Below are 16251 nucleotides of genomic sequence, written 5' to 3'. Positions count from 1 at the left end.
TGTCCTAGACGCCCGAACCTCTGAACGATTGCCTCAACAATTTCAGAATACTCACGTTTCCGTCGAAGTTACTGGGAAAATCTCGGCTCATTAGATCCCGGACCGCGGCTGTCATTGGTCCACGAGGGCGCGTGACTTCGTCGCTGTGGCGCCTTCTCACCTGCTTTGCTGCCCACTTAATAGTCGTCCACTCGCCTGACTAAGAGGCAGCGGGACAAACCGAGGGGCCTCCACGCCTCCTCAATCTTCAGGTCTTCGCCGAGTGAGCGAAGGTTGCGCGTGTCAACGAGGTACTTCGAACCACGATCGTGCAGAGTTTTTCATTCCTGTGTGCTTGCAGCCTCTGCAGCTAGCGTGCATCGTACTACCGGGGGAATTGATATGGCTGTTCAGAACGATTTCTTTACATGGCAAAGTCTTGCAACGTTTGCCGGCACGACGACCGCGACGACCGCTGTCACAAACGGCATCTGCAGGGTGTTTCCGTCGATCCGGCACACGGCCCCCTTGGGGCTAGTCCTGGCGCTCTTATTCTGTATCCTGCTCGCCGTCATTGATCCGACCACCGGCGGTATCGTGTTCGATCGCCCGTTCGCCACCTACTTCATCGCAGTTGTGAATGGCTTCTTCGTCTTTGCATCGGCTGCGGGTCTTTCTGCCGGGGGGGCGGCTGTTACGAGAGGCGCGGCGCGTCGGCAGGTCACCGCCCGGGGCGGAACCATTGCAACAGCCGATGCCCTTCCCGAGCCGGAAAAGACCTTCTTCCGCCACTGGCTGTAGCATCGTGGAGCGTTCATGGCCGGTCTCGCCAACAACGCTCGCCGATTCTCCCAAAATACCTTTGCGGTGCTGGTCGGCGTTACCGATTACCAGGCGAGTGGCCTACCCGATCTGCCCGCCTGCGCGAGCGAGGCAAGAAAGCTGTCTGAGGCGCTCATTGCGCCGCAGACATGGGCAATTCCATCGTCCCAGGTGCATCTGGTCTCCGACGCCGATGCGTCGCGCGATGTCATTGTCGCAGCACTCGCATCGATGGCTGCTCAGGCTGGCGCGGATGATCTCTTGATCTTCTACTTTGCCGGCCACGGTCAGTCGGATGAGGAAAGCTTCATCCTCAGGACGGGCTCGCGAGAACAGGATGGTCGACGCGGAATAACCCGCGAGGATATTGTCAGGACTCTCGCTGACACAAAAGCGCGCGGCGTCCTCGTTGTTCTCGACTGCTGCGGTGGTGCTGGGTTTGCCGAAACCGCGCCGGACTTCTTCTTTGGGTTGGCTGGGCACGATTTTCGGCTCTTGATAAGTGCATCCAGGGCGGGCGAGTCCTCCTGGGAGCTCGCTGACAAGGGCTCGCTATTTACGCGCCGTCTGCTACGGCTGCTTCGGGGCGAAGATCGGCTCGATACGTCGGGAATGATCTTCTTTAACGATCTCTTTGAGTACCTTTACGCGGGCGTCGTGGCCGACGCTGCGCGCGAACTTCCAGCAGGCACCAGGCAAACGCCAGTATTTGCCGGGAGCCATGCTGGCGATCCCTTGCTCTTCCTGAATCGTGAACTCACGCTGGCCCAGGTACGGGTCAAGACGACGCGTCTCACCCCGGATGTCGTGAGGCGACGGCTGCTGACTACGGCAGCCAGTATCATCTCCGTTGTGGCGCTTGTCCTGATTGGATACTGGGCTTTCCTCGACTCACATCAGTATCTCGAGGTTCGTGGGGACAATATTACGCTGGTGCATGGATATCCCGGCCTATCCGGATTTGGTCTGCCAAAAGACGAATGGACTTACATGGAGGGACCGGACGGCCTTCTTTCTTCAGCCGCGCTCAAGGTCGGCCAGCCCTTGGTTTTTGACCGCGAAAAATCATCCGAGACGGCGCTGATTGAGGTGCTTAATCCGGCTCCGCGCGCTCGCATTGAGATCTGGCAAAATAATCTCGCCGCGGCACGGTCTGATCTGATGATAGCTGGCAATGATCCACACCTTCTAACGGATGGCGATCTAACGCTGCTGCCTTACGTCGTAAGTGCCGACCAGAAATCTCAACTGGAGACATGGGTCCGCCGCCTGAATCCAGAAGGCTCAATTGCACCGGTTCTTGCGCTGAAATCTGTTGATCCGGGGCTGGCGATCACGGCGTATATGGCATCGCCCGCGAGCGCCAATCGCGGTGCTCAGCTAAACCTTATTGCGAAATGGGACGGGAAATGCACCCCTGAAGTTCAAACCTGGCTGGACGGCATCCTTGCCGATTCTCTGGCGGTTCTGTCATTTCCCCAGGCGCTCCAAGCCATCGTCAAGACGAAAGGTTGCCGCTTGTCCAGTGAGAGGGCACTCCTCGCGCCGTTACGCTACGCCCGGGATGCTATCTTTACCCTGCGGCTGACGGATCCTGATGCCGCGGCCGAACTTCAGCAGACGCTTGGCGGTATGCTGACAAACGAGGGATCGGGCATACGCCAGCGGCCGCAATTGATCGCTCGCCTCGCCACGTACTGGCGACATATAGGGAAGGCCGCTTGCGGCAAGTGGCTGCTCGATCCTCAATGGAATCTCGCGGCCGAGTCCTTGCTTGATGCCGCGGTCGCGACGGCTCGTGATTGTAAAGGTGCTTCTCTCGAAGGACGTGTGTCGCCCGATGCGCTATCAATTGTCCTGCACGATGGGCCGCAAGAGCGTGTCATCGTCAGGGAGAAGCTAAATTCAGAGTTGGGTGCAAACGCGTTGAACGTTATGGCTCCAATCCTCGAAAGTGGCAGCGTCGAACGTGAAAACGTGCTGCGGGCGGTGCTCAAGGCGACTGTCAATGCGGATGTCCGCATCTATGCAGTGCGGCGACTCCGCTATCTTGGAGTGTCGGGCGCGGATGCGCTCGAATATCGATTGCCAGAAAGACCCGATCTGGACCGCGAACTGGTGCGATGGTTGGCGAGCAGCGATCCCCAGCGCGCTAGCGCCGAATTCACCAGACTGGTTCTTGCTGGAAATATCAACAGCGCTTTTCTCGCCGCACTTGCCTCGATCGTTATCGCTCCGACTGACAAGAAAGCGCTGGTCAACTTTGCCGCCACCCAAACTGGAATTGCCCGGACGATTATCAATTCCCTGATCGGCAGTTTTGATGACGCAGTCGGACTTCTGAATGCTAGCGATCCGCCCGTCCGCAATCTTGCTGCTGACTACGTCGTCGTGCGACCAGATGCGGCCGAGGTTGTGACAGAGGCGCGCAAACGCTCACGTCACGCCGACGTGACGCTCGTTCGCTCTGAAATCAAGCTCAGGCAAATCAATGTCCTAAAAAAGGAGCTGGCATCCATGCCAGATTTCGCACTGGCCTGGCGCGCCGGGTGGATGGAGCACTCGGAGCTTGATAGTGATGGTATCTGGCTTGGCTTCGAGCAGGCTTTGGATCAAGAGCGTATAAAGATGGTCGCAGCGCCATAAATTCAATGAAGCCGCTCAATATGAGGAGGCTTCCGAAGGCACTTCGCTGGATCGCTGGCAAGCGACCGGCTACGGGGTGATGAGATGCGTGCTCGGGGGACCGCCCGCGGCAGGAATCAATCCTGTCCGAAACCCAGCGCCTCTTGGCAAGCGTACCCTACGCTACCGCTGTAACGACTGTCAACGCGTCGCGCGATCGTGTCTCTGACGGATATCCGCCAACAACAAATACTCTCAGTACGGCTCAAGCGATATCGACGCTCCTGCAATCGCGAGCTTCAATGCCCATGCAAGGCGTTGTGTTACCCAATCGCTGTCATGCAGTCGGCTGTCATCGGTCGAATCGACCATATTGTCGAACGAAGCGCCCTCGATCTCGCGGAGGGCCTTCATGAAGGCAAAGCGGCGAAACACGTTGACGCCCCCATCACGGGCCAACTCACCATTGCGATCGCCTTATTCTTTTTGGCCGGCGTCAGGAGGGCCGGGACATATTGAAGGTCCATGAGAATGACGTCGGCCTCGGTCTCGTTGCGCAGCCGACCGAGCCCGTCCTGGATGGCTTTTGTCGTTTCAAAAAAGGTCGGCGGACGCGGCACCTGGCCTGGATCCTGCCAGACCGCATTCGTTCCGATCTGCCAAATCACCAAATCTGGATGATGACTGATGACGTCTGAATCGAAACGTAGCAATTCCACCGGCGCTTCTTGTCCGCTGACACCTTCATTAACGAGACCGATGGCAGCGGTTGGATACTGTGCGCGCAGGAGCGGCAAAACTGGTCTGGATAGGGCACGATATTGCCTTCGCCGGCGGTCGTTGATGAGCCGATGGCGACGACCTTTGCTTTACCCTGCCCGCAGCGCCTGCGAAAAATGGGTTAAGTCGTGGGCGAATGGCGGCGGGACGACGGGTATTGAGGAGAGAGGGTTTCCCATGGACGATTGCTCCTGACGTGTTCGCGAGCCCAACCAAAAATGCCGCGCCGACGATTGGACTGAACCTTCAATGCGCGGCGGGCGCGGGTGCGAAAAGTGGCTTGGCTGCAATACCGACACCAAGGATCATGTGACCCAAATATTGACCGGGGTAGAGTAGTCCTGCCAGCTTCCTTCCGACGTAAAGATCAAGCGCGCGCATGCCTTAGTCCCGACAGGCGCCCGCAGAACCGGCCGAAACAGGACTCTCCAGACCGCCGGGCGCGACTGCTGCACCGTCAAAGAACACACCGATCTGCTTAGGAATGCCGAACCTGGTATCGGCAATGCGTTTCTGATTAATGGTCTTTATGATATCCCACTCATTGTGGGCGCCGAGGCTGAATGCGACCGAAGCGCGGAGCCCGTAATAGTCGCGAAATGCACGGCGGTCGATCTTCTTGAGATCGGCGTCGGTCTTGGCCGTTGCGTCGTAGTAAGCCTCGAGCTTTTCCAGATCGGCCTTGCCGGTGAGGCTGAAATGCCGCGCAAACTCCGATGGGCCGACGAAATAAACAAAATCGAAATCACCAAGACCATCCAGCCCTTCAAGCACGTTGGTCCACATGAGCATGTAGTCGGCGCCACTGGCGGGCGCCGGCAGCGAGAACTCCTTCGCGCCCGTATTGAGCAGCCACGCGGCGTGGACGCCGAGGCGCTCTTCGACGCGCTCCTTGACCTCTGCTGCGACCTTGATGTTCTCACCGAAAACGCTGCCCGCCACCGATGAGATCGGGATGCTGAGATAACCGACAGCCTTTCCGGCGGCGCGCTGCGCCGCGATCGTGGCCCGGATGTCGGTAATGTTCTGCTGGATGGCGCCGCGTAGATCTGTGTTGATGCAATAGCAGAAGCCGGCGCGGGTGCATTCCGTCGCCTTGTCGGCCTGCGCACCACCGATGCTGCCCAGGAGAAGCGCGGCAGTCACGCCAAACACTCTGATCATGGTCGCTCTCAGGGGCAGGAGTCGGCGTTATGCAATGTCTCTTTCAGCAACCGCACCAGTCGTATTGCAGCGACAGCAAGTTGCCGGTCTACGACAGGAAGGGCCTTGTCATAGTACGCTTGGCTAATCACGCCATTGGCCGGGATATCATAGGCCAGGGCCACATACCTGTGGCTTTCAACGGCCCAGTCGATCGGCGTGCCGCCGTCAAGAGAGCTCACATCGCGCCCATTGAGCCAGCCGGTCTGAAGGCGCGTGACATAAGCCCCCCAATTATAGACGGTGTGCATGATGAGGCCCGTATCCCACAGCGCATGGAGCTTCATGTTGGGTTGATCAAAGAAAGTGACGATCACCTTGTTGCCGCCTTGGTCGTCGGTCCCGTCAGCGGCAAAGCGCGTTTCGGCGTGCAGGGGCTGATGCACGTCGCCTATAAAATGGATCAGGAACTTCAGGGCATCGCCGCGCTCGGCGAGCGACTTCGAGCAGTCGGTGACGTCGGCACGGAAGCGTGCGATGGCATGGATGACGCAATCGCCCTTTTCAGGCTTGCAATCCCGCATCGGATCGTAGGCCGTTTGATCGAATGGAATATCGACAAAATGCCAGCCCCCGCTTTCGGGATGACTGGCGCGATAGTCATCGGCCCAACTGGCAACCGAGGCCATGGAGACGCCGCCGAGCAGCGTTTTGACCTTTCGCAGGGTGTCCTGATCGAGACGCCGTTCGGCAAGCTCGGCGATGATCGAATGCCCCTCCTGACCCCATGCGCGGGCCTTCGCGATGGGGAGGGCAATAATTGTGATAAGCGTGACAAGCAGGATCAAAAAAGGCTGGCGGCGCTTCGCGGCCGGACGCATCCGATTAGACATTGTCAATTTTCAGCTCTGAATAACACCGGTGGGCAGCAATCGTTGCCGATCCGCAGACGCCTGTGAATGCCACACGGGCTAGAGAGTCGGGGGTTAAGCGGATACGTAAAACGCTATCATGCACCAAATTGAGGTTCACGCAATACGTGCAGCGCGGAGCGGGCTACATCCAACCCATCGCCCGCAGCTGCGGAAAATAAGTGCTGACCGCTTGCCGTCCGTCAATTTCCAGTTGTAGACTGCTTGCGGAGACTTTCTAGGGGAAGAACAGGCTTTTAAGAGCAATCACTTGTTGCGGATCGTTGCCGCCGTCCGGCTGTGATCATCCTGAAGAAAAAACGTCACAGAATCAAATTCATATTGTCTTCACCGCGAGCGATCCGCTCGCTCGACCTGCCTTTCATCGCCGCCGCATTTTTCCAGGGAGCGAACCTTCCATGGCCAAGACATCACGCCCCCCGAAGGGGGTAATGCCCATGCAGACCCGCCGTCCAGCCGGCACCAAAAGCATTTTTCCTCCGCGACGCGACTACACGTCGCTCTCCATCAAGGATCTGCTCGACGCGCGCGAGGCTTATCATGTCTATCTCTCGCAGTTGGACAACGTCATTGCCACCGCGATCGGGCGATACTGCATCCATCAGGACGATTGGTATGCCCATAATCCACCCGACCGGCCACGGCCGAAAGATGTGCACCGCATCACGGCGCCGCGCACCCTGGCGAATTCCGTCATCCGTCCCTGGTCATGGCCGGCAGTCCTCGTCTTCGTGCGCCAGTGGGAGCAGCCCCACAAACTTGCTAGCGATCTTGTCCCCAGCACACTCTACCTGCCGGACGGACGCGTCGTTCCCACTTGCGTGATCGCAGCACCACCCGACGAGGAGCTGCCGGCGCCAAGCGAGGGACCTTTCCATGCCAGCCATCTGCTCGGGGGCGGCTATGCTTGCCTACGCGAGCATCAGGGAGAGCAATCGCTCGGCACCTTCGCCTGCCTCACGCGCAAGGGCGGTTCGTACTACGCGCTGACCAACCGCCATGTCGCCGGCGGCGACGGGGAAAGCGTCAAGGCCTATATCCGCGGCGCCTATGAGCCCGTCGGCATCACATCAAACATCGCCGTCGATCGCCAGCCCATGGCATCCATGTTCCCGCTCTGGGGCCAGCAAAGCGCGCTTCTGACGCTCGATGCGGGCTTGGTCAAAATCGACAACATCAATGACTGGACCTCGCAGGCCTTCGGTATCGGCGAGATAGGCGAAATTTATGATGCGACCGAGCACTCGATCACGCTCGATATGATCGGCTGCCCCGTGCGTGCATTCGGCGGTGTCAGCGGCGTCATCGAGGGCGAGGTGAGGGCGCTCTTCTTCCGTTACGAGGTGGTTGGGGGGCAGGAGCATGTGACGGACATGCTGATCGGTCCGCGCCGCGACGATGATAAGGCCCAGAAGAAAGACCCCAGGATCGAGCATCCGCTGACCCGGCCGGGGGACTCCGGCACGCTCTGGTTCTACGATCCGCCGGCGAAACCTCGCCCTGCGGACGGAAACGAAGATCTCGGCACTACCCCGGACGTCCCGGAGGAGGGCGCTCACGCCCGGCGTTTGCGGCCGCTCGCCATGCAATGGGGTGGCCAGCGGGTTCGCACGCCCGACGGCAAAAAAAGCGCCTACGCGCTAGGATCGTTTCTCTCCAGCATTTGCCGTTCGCTCGACACGGAAGTCGTACGCAACTGGAGCCTCGGCCACGACGAATATTGGGGCAAGGTCGGCCATTTCTCGATCGGCTGGAAGGCATGCGACAAGGTCTCTGGCGATCTCAAGGAGCTCATGCAGCTCAACCAGGCGCGCATCGGCTTCCCGGACGACACCATCGCGCAGGGTAAGGCCTTCAAGGTCGGCCGCGAAGGTTTTGTGCCGCTGGCCGACGTGCCCGACTATGCCTGGGTCCATAGCTGGCGCACCTACGAATCCATCCAGCATTTCGCCGACATTGATATCGAGGACATCAACGGCGGCCCCTCGATGCTCGAGCGCTGTGCCAAGAACTCGGATGACATTGCCGCCAGCGTCTGGAAGGCCTACTTCGAAGGCTTTGCCAATGCAGGCGTCGGTCCAGAAGTCGGCGTATTGCCGTTCCGTGTCTGGCAAATCTGGGACGCCATGGTCGCCTACCTCAAGGCGAAAGATGTCCTGCGTTTCGTCGCGGCCGCCGGCGTCATGGCTCACTATGTGGGCGACGCGTCGCAGCCGCTGCATTGCTCTTATTTGCATCACGGCGTGCCGCCGATGCGTGAGGTCAATGGCCGCGAATATCCCGTGCCGCGCGATGATCCAGAGTTCCAGGCGTTCAAGGAAACGGCGCCAGCCAAGATCCACGGGATCTATGAAGAGAATATGCTCGAGGTGGATACGGCGACGGCGCTAGCCGGGATCGATAACGCGCTTAAAGGCCGGCGCCCCCTTAACGTCGGCAAGACAGGCCATGATGCGGCGACGGCGGTCATCAAATTGATGTCCGACGCGCAAGACCGTCTCGAGCCGATGGACATCATCAATGCCGACGACCCGAGTCAAGGCCCGACGAAACGCGCCGCCGCGCTCTGGAACAACAAGAAAATCCGCGAGGCGACGATCGTGTCCCTGGCGGACAGCGTTCAAGTCCTTGCCGCGCTCTGGACCTCGGCCTGGGTGCAGGGCGGCAGCGCCGGTATCGCCAAGAACAAAATCCGTGAATACACCGAGGAGGAGCTGCAGCCGGTTTACCGCAACGACCGCACGTTCGTGCCCAGCCTTAGCCTCGATCAAATGGCCAAGAGCGGCAAGTTCGAGCCGCCGCCCTAGACATCGTCAAGTCGAGACGTCGCCCGCGATCCAAGGATTCTCGCTATGACAGTGATACCGCACCAGCTCTACACGTCCGACGATCTGCTTGGCGGCTTCAATCCATGGGACACCATGGGCTATACGCTCTCGCAGGATTTTGCGATCTACCGAGAGTTCGTCGCCAATGGAGGGCCGCTACCAGCCTCGCTCGCGGTCCGCGCCGCACAGGCCGAGCATGACGCCGCAATCGCCGATGCACTGCGCATTTTCCTGAAGACCGTCCAGCGTCCGCTCGTTGGCATCATGGGAGGCCACAGTCTTCCGCGGAACCATGCCGCTTACAAGGCGATTGCGTACCTCGCCCGCGATCTTGCACGCGAGCAATTCCTGCTGGTCACCGGCGGGGGCCCCGGCGTGATGGAGGCCACACATCTCGGCGTGGCCTTCTCGTCTTCCAAGGACACCGGACCGCTGGACGAGGCGATCGGCGTTGTCAGTGCGGTCCCGACCGCGCCGTCGCTCGACGAGCTCTTTGAGAATGACTGGACGATCAAGAAAGACAAACTGGACGCTATCGCCCAGGCGCGCGAATGGCTCAAGGTTGCGCTCGAGGCACGGGCAAAGGCCCCAGCTATTCTTCCCGTCAGCCTTGCGATACCGACCTGGCTCTACGGCGCCGACCCCACGATGCCCTTTGCCACGCACTACGCGAAGTATTTCCAGAACAGCCTGCGCGAAGAGGCTCTGATCAACAATTCCCGCGCGGGCATCATCTATGGCCGCGGCGGCGGCACCATGCGCGAGATCTTTCAGGACGTTGAACGCAACTACTACGTCAAAAAGCTCGACGAGCTCACGCCAATGATTTTCTTCGATGGTGATGATTTCTGGCGCACTGACGCCGAGATGGGCCCGACCGGAGCCAACAAGCCCGGCATTCTGGTTGAACCCATGATCCGGCACATTCTTACCTACGGCCTGACCTCACCTGCAAAGCCCAAGGATGCTGTCGATGCCTCCCTGATCCAGAAGCTGCTTTTTACGACCGATCATGCCGCCATCATCGCCGCCTTGCGGGAGCACGCTGAAAAAGCCCAGAACAATCTCAGCTACGCGCTCGCTGCCGAGCCATTGAAAATAAGCACGTTGCATATGAACCGAGGTTGATGCGCGGAGCAGGGGCCTCGCGCCATTCTTGAACTTCGAACGAGGGAAGTGCCGATGCAATCGGGCCGGATACTCATCATGCGCCATGCTGAGAAAACAGGAGATCCGGAGGATCCACACCTGTCTCAAGCCGGCCAACAGCGGGCTCACCGGCTTGTCACTTATATTCCGCAAGAATTTGACAAGCCGTCCTATCTGTTCGCCACCGCCGAATCCAAACACAGCCGCAGGCCCATTGAAACACTCGAGCCGCTGTCGGCAGACATCAAGGTCGCGCTGGATACGTCCTTTGCCGATCAGGATTATGGAGCGCTGGCCCATCATCTGCTGAAGAACAACCGCTATGAACAGGTGCTCACCGTCGTCTGCTGGCATCACGGCAACATTCCGAATATGGCCTATGGGCTGGGGCTCCCCGATGGCAGCTATCCTGAGGCGTGGGACCGTAAAGTCTTCAATCTGATCCTCGACATAACGTTCGCAAACGGGGCTCCGTCAGTAAAACAGGTGATCGAGCCCTTCTGACCGCGCTCGGTACGGGCTAGCGCCGTCGAGCACTCGGCGCGCCACTGCGCTACGCGCAAACGTCGCATGATATTCCAATCTTGCGCCGCCGTTCCTGGCAACCCCAATGACAATGCTCGTCCGCGCCGAGAAATGAACTCTGAAGGCCGCCATTCAGAAAGTTCAGGGCGGTAACATCGCCGCCGGCCGGGGGCGAGCTAAGTAGCACCTGACGAAAGAGTTTCGACGCAAGCAAGATCGCGGCGCCCAGCGACACGAACCCGACCGAGAATTCACCAACCGATCGCGTGGTCAGGTCGCGCAGCGCGGCTTCGCCGAGTGTTCCGCATTTCGGACTGGCCAGATAGGCCTCGACAACTGCCGGGTCGATACCCTGTTCACGAAGAAACGCGGATCGCTGCTCTTCGCTGAGCTGTCGTAGTTTCTTTTCCAGGGCCCGCAGCTTTTCGCCGTCCTGCTCCGGAGGGTTGAAGCATGAGAGGCAGGCGGCCCCCGGGCGATCCGGATAGAAATCAGACCGCGCGCCGAGCCGCAACGTGCTGCCGCCAAAGAGCGACGATGGTGCGAGCCCCTGAATGTCTTGCCGCGAGACCCCGCGATCGACGCACGACACCGCAAGATCGAAGGACAGGTTGCTCGCCTGCTGCGCAAGGTCGGATCGAAGGCCTGTTCGGGCGGCGGTGAGATAGCGGCTGATCGTGCCGTCGAACCCGTAAGCGCCGACGCCATGTTTGATAAGCGATGCCTCGATTGCGTCGACCTTCGGGTCCCCTACATCCTTATGACCGGCAAGCAGGCACCGGTTCAAACTTGTCGCGTCATACGTATCGTCATCAATGACCGCTGCATAAGCGTCAGCAAGCTCGGCATAGGCGAGGATGTAGGCAAGGCCGTTGCCGACGGCTCCGGCGCCCACGATGTGAAACGGCTTCAGCTGTCCGCCGCTTACATCAGGCCCGTCCCCCAATTCGTCCCAGCGGTCGGACTGCGCGCCAGTCCATAAGGAATAGCCGTTCGCCGTAAGAAAACGGCCCCGTACGAGCCCCCGGCCGCGTTTAAAGACCTCGCCGGCGGCTAGGGCTGCTGCAAGGAACGGTCCGAGCGGGTTCGACTTGCTGGGGACAATGCCTCTCGGTGCACGCTCGGGGGCGCCAACCCAAGCCTTCCACCCATTGCCTGCGGCGAAGAGCGTGATGCCCTTGCCGACGCTCACTTCATCCCCGATCGCGATGGTGATGTCGGCATCGATCGTGGGTGCCTGCGAGGCATATACCTTGACACGGCCGTCAACGGCCCATGCGGCTATCCGAACAAGCGACTGGTCCAGAGGGCCATCCGCAATGTCGCCATTCGGTAACCTGATGATGGTCGGAACCGTCGGAAGCAAAAGCTCGATTTCGCTGACGAGGTCCACCTGACGCGCCAGCAGATTGACAAGGCAGGACGCGAGCAGTTGTCCCGCCCGCGATGAAGCCCATGCGGCATTCATCGTGATCCTGACGCGCTGCGCGAGATGCAGGGGCTTATCCGACAGCCCTTCGGCTTCGCGCAGATGCCGGTCCGATATGCCTGCGGCTACAGCCATCGCAGATCCTCCATTGTGGCGGATCCATCGGTCACAACGACCCTCCGGCGGGCTTCGGTATCGCCGAGCAGATGCCAATAATCGATCTGCCATTCATGGACGCCGATACCCTCGGGAAAAACCCCGCGCGACGCGCCATAAGAGGGAAACACCAGCGAGAGCGAACGCCGGCTGCTCATCATGCGATCATCGTAGTTCGAATGTTCGACCCGCATGCCGGGATGGCTGTGGACCTGGGCAAGTGGCTTGCAGCCCTGAGGCAAGCGATGCACGATCTCTGCCAGCGCTTCGGGCGCAATATGAAAGTTTCCCCAGCTCATCGTCTGACGGGGAGCCGCCACGTGGCGCACAATTCCGTTCCCGGCTGCATCGCGAGCGCCATACCAGAAGAGGCCACTCTCGCGATCTCCGGCACGTTGCAGCAGTGATAGCGTTGCCTCCAGCGCCTGAGCCGGAACCTTCAGGACCTGATCAACAGGCGCGTAGGGCCGTTTCGGCGGCGGGCGACGGAGGTTGTCTTCGGCATCCATTGTCATGATCTCCCGCCATAGGCCGAACCAAAGGCCTTCCGGATCGCCATAATGGTCTTGTAGAAGGTATCGGTCGGGCGCCAGACATGATCGTCCGCGACCTCATGCAAAACCTCGTAGAATTCGAGTACGGCCGAGCAGCACACAAGCTGCATGCGGCCACCACCCGGCTTCTCATAGGCTGTGTGCGTGTGGCACTCGTTGCTCGTCAAACGCGGGACGAACCGCTGGTCGTCCGGATACTGGTAGGCGAGGGTGCCCGGGTTGACGAACAGGGCGCTCGGCGGCCAGCGCCGATAAGCCTGAAATCCAAGCCGAAGCACGTAGTCGTCACGCGTCGTGCCGCTCTCACCCCACATCGGCACCAACAGCGTCAGCTTGTCCACGCGCGACCAGCCGAGCTGCTCGAGGCTTTCGGCCCCGAGCAGGGAAAGGACGCGTGGAATATCCTCGTCGAGCGCGGCAGCACCGGCGAGGACATCGATGGTGGGCGGGGTTGCCGCGGGCATCAGGCGCCGCCGGTCTCGGACGCAATGCCGAAGTGGTAATTCTCGATGATTCCCGTGTCCTTCGCTTCCTTCAGCGAAAGGGACAAATGGCTCATCAAGGATTTGGGGTGCTCGCCGCCGGTCTGGAACACGTCCTTCGGCTGATGCGGGATCTCGAGCTTGCGGTAAGCCTTGTCCCAGACCGCCTGGAGGGTCGCTTCAATATGTGCCTTGAACGACGTCTTCTCCACCTCGTTCACATGAACGACGTGAACCTCAACCACATGGTGTTCAAAGGCTTTCAGCTCGTCCAGCGCTTCCTGGATCTCACGCTCGGCCTCGGCCTCTTCGAGACGAGGCTTGGCCAAGCGCGTTTCCGCATGTTCCAGCTTCTCGATAATCTGTTCGAGTGATTTGGAGCCGTCTTTACCGTGCATTCCGTCGGACATTGCGAATCCTCGTCGTTTGGTGGCACATTGATCAACAGACCGCCGTTGCAGAGATAAGGCGCATCGGTCATGATACGATCTGTCTCACTAATGAAACAGTAACGCCTTGTTCGCCCCGCCGTCAAGGCGGGCTTGGTTCTGCGCAAGGGAGCTTGGATGTCACTGACGATCGAGGAGTTTGGGAGGCTTGTCGCCGCCAAGCGGGGAGGCCGCGGCATTCGCGCGGCCGCCGCGGAAGCCGCCGTCAGCCCCGCCACCTTGTCCCGGGTCGAAAACGGCCACATGCCCGATCTCAAGACCTTCGCGGCCCTGTGCAAATGGATTGAACGCGATCCGCGCGAGTTCCTCGGTATGGAGACGAATGAGGTCCACGACGTCGCCGGGCAACGCAGGGCTGTCGTGCATTTCAAGAAAAAGAAAACCGTTCAAATGGAGACCGCGAAGGCGCTAGGTGAATTGATCCTGGCAGCCCAGCGCGCGCTACGCGCCCGCGAGGATCTGGTCGGGCGGTAAACTCCTGTGCGGCGCGGCTTCAAAGCACAGGCGGAAAGGTCAGCGGCTGCGGCCCGGCAACTGCTCGGCCTGTCGGTGAACGTGCCGTTCGATCCTTGGGCTTATGCCAAGCATCTAGGCATTATCATCCTCGATTTCGAAGTTTTGGGCCTCCCCGCCAATGCGGTGCGGCAACTGACGGTTACCGATCAGGATGGCTGGTCCGCCATGACGATCCAGGAGGATGGCGTGTTCGGCGTCGTCGTCAATCCGGCCCATGCCGATACCCGGCGGCGCTACGATCTCATGCATGAACTGGCGCATATCGAGCTCAAGCACGTGCCCGCGCGCGTTGAAGTTTCGCCATCGGGTCTCATGCTCCTGAGCGACTTCTCGGACGAGCAGGAGCAGGAAGCCGATTGGTATGCAGGCTCGTTCCTGCTTCCACGCGATGGCATCTTTCGCTTGCGCTCACGTGGCAAGAGCGCCGCCGAGATCGGCATCCAATATGGCGTAAGCAAAGCGCTTTGCGAATACCGCTTGCGCATGACCGGCGTAGACATCCAAATGCGGCGGGTGTCTGACCGTTGATCCCGGCGCTGTTTAAGCATTGATGGCACCGAGCAGCCGGTTTTGCGGCGTAAATTGAGGCGCGGGCAGGTTTTGGAGTTCTTCAGGCGTTTGCCGCCTGCGCTTGTGGCTCTGGAGGCCTGCGGGGCATCGCACTATTGGGGGCGGGAGCTGCAATCGCTCGGGCATGAAGTGGCGATGATCCCACTGCAATATGTCAAACCCTATGTGCAGCGCGGGAAATCCGACGCTGCGGACGCGGAAGCGATTTGCGAGGCGGCAAGCCGGCCGAAACTGCGCAAGAACTTTGTACCTATCAAAAGTCCTGAGCAACAGGGCGACAAATGTTGGCGCGTGTGCGCAACCAGTTCATCGGCAGGCGGACCCAACTCGCCAACTCAATCCGCGGCTACGCCGCGGAATTCGGCTTTACCGCGCCCAAGGGGCTTTCGCGGCTTCAACAATTGCTGATCGACATTCAGGCCGACGCAACAATCCCCGAATTGACGAAGGAGCTGGTGGATGCTCCGGCAGCAGAACTGGCGCGCGCCGACGAACAGATCGCCAGGCTCGACAAGAAGCTCATGCAACTCCACCGGAGTAACGAGATGAGCCGACGGCTGGCGGCAATCCCGGGCGTCGGTGCGACGCTGCTTTCGACCAAGGTCGTGGACGCACGCGGGTTCAAGTCGGCAAGAAACTTCGCCGCCTGGCTCGGCCTGACACCAAAGAATCACTCGAGGGCCGGAAAGAACAGGCTCGGCGTGATTACACGCGCCGGCGACGGCATGTTGCGAACCGTTTTGGTGGCCGGCGCGACGGCTGTGATCGCAGATATGCGCCGACGGGAAACTCGCTCCTGGCCCTGGCTGAACGACATCATCGCACGCAAGCCGCCGAAGCTGGTGGCCATAGCGTTGGCAAACAAGCTGGCGCGGATTGCCTGGAAACTGATGGTCAGCGGCGAGCGGTATCGGCCCGCAAGCAACGTCGCGCAGATGTCGACATAGACTTGAACGAAAAGCAGAGCTTGGCGCCAGACCGGCAGGTCTGACGCTGGGGGCGGAACTTGCAGGACAGGAAGAGGTGGTAAGTTCGGCGCAAGCCGGTCAGTGGAATGCTCCGCTCGGTTTACCGGCAGAAAATGCCGCTCTGTTTGGATCTCACTGTCCGCGAAGCCCATCTTGGCCGGTGATCGCAAGACCCAAAAACAGGCCGGACATATGAGCGCAGGCGAGCCGAGCATGCTGCCAGAGCCAATCCTTGCAAGTCGGCCCTTGCCGCGGTGGAAGCTCGAGCGTCAAGTGCAGTGAAGGAGGATATCATGCAGGTCGTTCGGATAGGTCTAGATCTGGCGAAGTATGTCTTCGAAGTT

Annotated in this window: 15 protein-coding genes and 1 pseudogene; 8 read left to right on the top strand and 8 right to left on the bottom strand. The window is 59.9% G+C overall.

Annotated features, from left to right (window positions below):
• Positions 1–381 precede the first annotated feature (381 nt).
• Both XH80_RS23470 and XH80_RS23465 read left to right on the top strand, forming a co-directional pair.
• On the top strand, positions 382–780 hold the full coding sequence (locus XH80_RS23470; RefSeq protein ID WP_271600600.1) for a hypothetical protein: 399 nt from the start codon (positions 382–384) through the stop codon (positions 778–780).
• Between the two features lie 15 nt (positions 781–795).
• The gene (locus tag XH80_RS23465; RefSeq protein WP_271600599.1) at positions 796–3447 is read left to right on the top strand and encodes a caspase family protein; all 2652 of its coding nucleotides are present in this window, start codon (positions 796–798) and stop codon (positions 3445–3447) included.
• Between the two features lie 234 nt (positions 3448–3681).
• Here the strand turns inward: XH80_RS23465 and XH80_RS23460 are convergent, their stop codons facing one another.
• The 4 genes from XH80_RS23460 to XH80_RS23445 form a co-directional block, all read right to left on the bottom strand.
• Positions 3682–3861, bottom strand: coding sequence for a hypothetical protein (locus tag XH80_RS23460; protein WP_271600598.1), 180 nt, complete (start codon positions 3859–3861; stop codon positions 3682–3684).
• Positions 3837–4223, bottom strand: coding sequence for an SGNH/GDSL hydrolase family protein (locus tag XH80_RS23455; protein WP_271600597.1), 387 nt, complete (start codon positions 4221–4223; stop codon positions 3837–3839). The genes XH80_RS23460 and XH80_RS23455 overlap by 25 nt, the downstream gene beginning before the upstream one ends.
• A gap of 367 nt (positions 4224–4590) precedes the next feature.
• On the bottom strand, positions 4591–5370 hold the full coding sequence (locus XH80_RS23450) for a hypothetical protein (RefSeq protein ID WP_271600596.1): 780 nt from the start codon (positions 5368–5370) through the stop codon (positions 4591–4593).
• A gap of 8 nt (positions 5371–5378) precedes the next feature.
• On the bottom strand, positions 5379–6242 hold the full coding sequence (locus XH80_RS23445) for a S1/P1 nuclease (RefSeq protein WP_271600595.1): 864 nt from the start codon (positions 6240–6242) through the stop codon (positions 5379–5381).
• A gap of 470 nt (positions 6243–6712) precedes the next feature.
• On the opposite strand from XH80_RS23445, the gene XH80_RS23440 reads away from it, so the two are divergent.
• The 3 genes from XH80_RS23440 (at position 6713) to XH80_RS23430 (ending at position 10762) form a co-directional block, all read left to right on the top strand.
• The gene (locus tag XH80_RS23440; protein WP_271600594.1) at positions 6713–9088 is read left to right on the top strand and encodes a hypothetical protein; all 2376 of its coding nucleotides are present in this window, start codon (positions 6713–6715) and stop codon (positions 9086–9088) included.
• A gap of 114 nt (positions 9089–9202) precedes the next feature.
• Positions 9203–10237: an LOG family protein gene (locus tag XH80_RS23435; protein ID WP_271600593.1), complete on the top strand. Its 1035-nt coding sequence runs from the start codon at positions 9203–9205 to the stop codon at positions 10235–10237.
• A gap of 78 nt (positions 10238–10315) precedes the next feature.
• Entirely contained in the window at positions 10316–10762 is a 447-nt protein-coding gene (locus XH80_RS23430) for a hypothetical protein (protein ID WP_271600592.1), read from the top strand.
• A gap of 49 nt (positions 10763–10811) precedes the next feature.
• Here XH80_RS23430 and XH80_RS23425 read toward each other — a convergent pair whose 3' ends face one another.
• Genes XH80_RS23425 through XH80_RS23410 form a run of 4 tightly spaced genes read right to left on the bottom strand, consistent with a single transcriptional unit; the run spans position 10812 to position 13814 of the window.
• Complete coding sequence (locus tag XH80_RS23425) at positions 10812–12347, bottom strand: ThiF family adenylyltransferase (RefSeq protein WP_271600591.1); 1536 nt, start codon at positions 12345–12347, stop codon at positions 10812–10814.
• The gene (locus XH80_RS23420) at positions 12338–12877 is read right to left on the bottom strand and encodes a Mov34/MPN/PAD-1 family protein (RefSeq protein WP_271600590.1); all 540 of its coding nucleotides are present in this window, start codon (positions 12875–12877) and stop codon (positions 12338–12340) included. Before XH80_RS23420 ends, XH80_RS23425 begins: the two co-directional genes overlap by 10 nt.
• A 2-nt stretch (positions 12878–12879) precedes the next feature.
• The gene (locus XH80_RS23415; RefSeq protein ID WP_128921255.1) at positions 12880–13386 is read right to left on the bottom strand and encodes a hypothetical protein; all 507 of its coding nucleotides are present in this window, start codon (positions 13384–13386) and stop codon (positions 12880–12882) included.
• Positions 13386–13814: a hypothetical protein gene (locus XH80_RS23410; RefSeq protein ID WP_271600589.1), complete on the bottom strand. Its 429-nt coding sequence runs from the start codon at positions 13812–13814 to the stop codon at positions 13386–13388. The genes XH80_RS23415 and XH80_RS23410 overlap by 1 nt, the downstream gene beginning before the upstream one ends.
• Positions 13815–13970: 156 nt before the next feature.
• On the opposite strand from XH80_RS23410, the gene XH80_RS23405 reads away from it, so the two are divergent.
• The 3 genes and pseudogenes from XH80_RS23405 (at position 13971) to XH80_RS23395 (ending at position 15886) form a co-directional block, all read left to right on the top strand.
• Positions 13971–14327: a transcriptional regulator gene (locus XH80_RS23405; protein WP_128921257.1), complete on the top strand. Its 357-nt coding sequence runs from the start codon at positions 13971–13973 to the stop codon at positions 14325–14327.
• Between the two features lie 6 nt (positions 14328–14333).
• Positions 14334–14897: an ImmA/IrrE family metallo-endopeptidase gene (locus tag XH80_RS23400; RefSeq protein WP_271600588.1), complete on the top strand. Its 564-nt coding sequence runs from the start codon at positions 14334–14336 to the stop codon at positions 14895–14897.
• Between the two features lie 18 nt (positions 14898–14915).
• A pseudogene (locus XH80_RS23395) lies at positions 14916–15886 on the top strand (IS110 family transposase).
• The last annotated feature ends 365 nt before the right edge of the window (positions 15887–16251 follow it).

Source organism: Bradyrhizobium sp. CCBAU 45384, from assembly GCF_028128665.1.
Classification (GTDB): domain Bacteria; phylum Pseudomonadota; class Alphaproteobacteria; order Rhizobiales; family Xanthobacteraceae; genus Bradyrhizobium; species Bradyrhizobium manausense.
The sequence above is the reverse complement of the archived record's forward strand: the minus strand, read 5'-3'. Positions and strand labels throughout refer to the sequence as shown.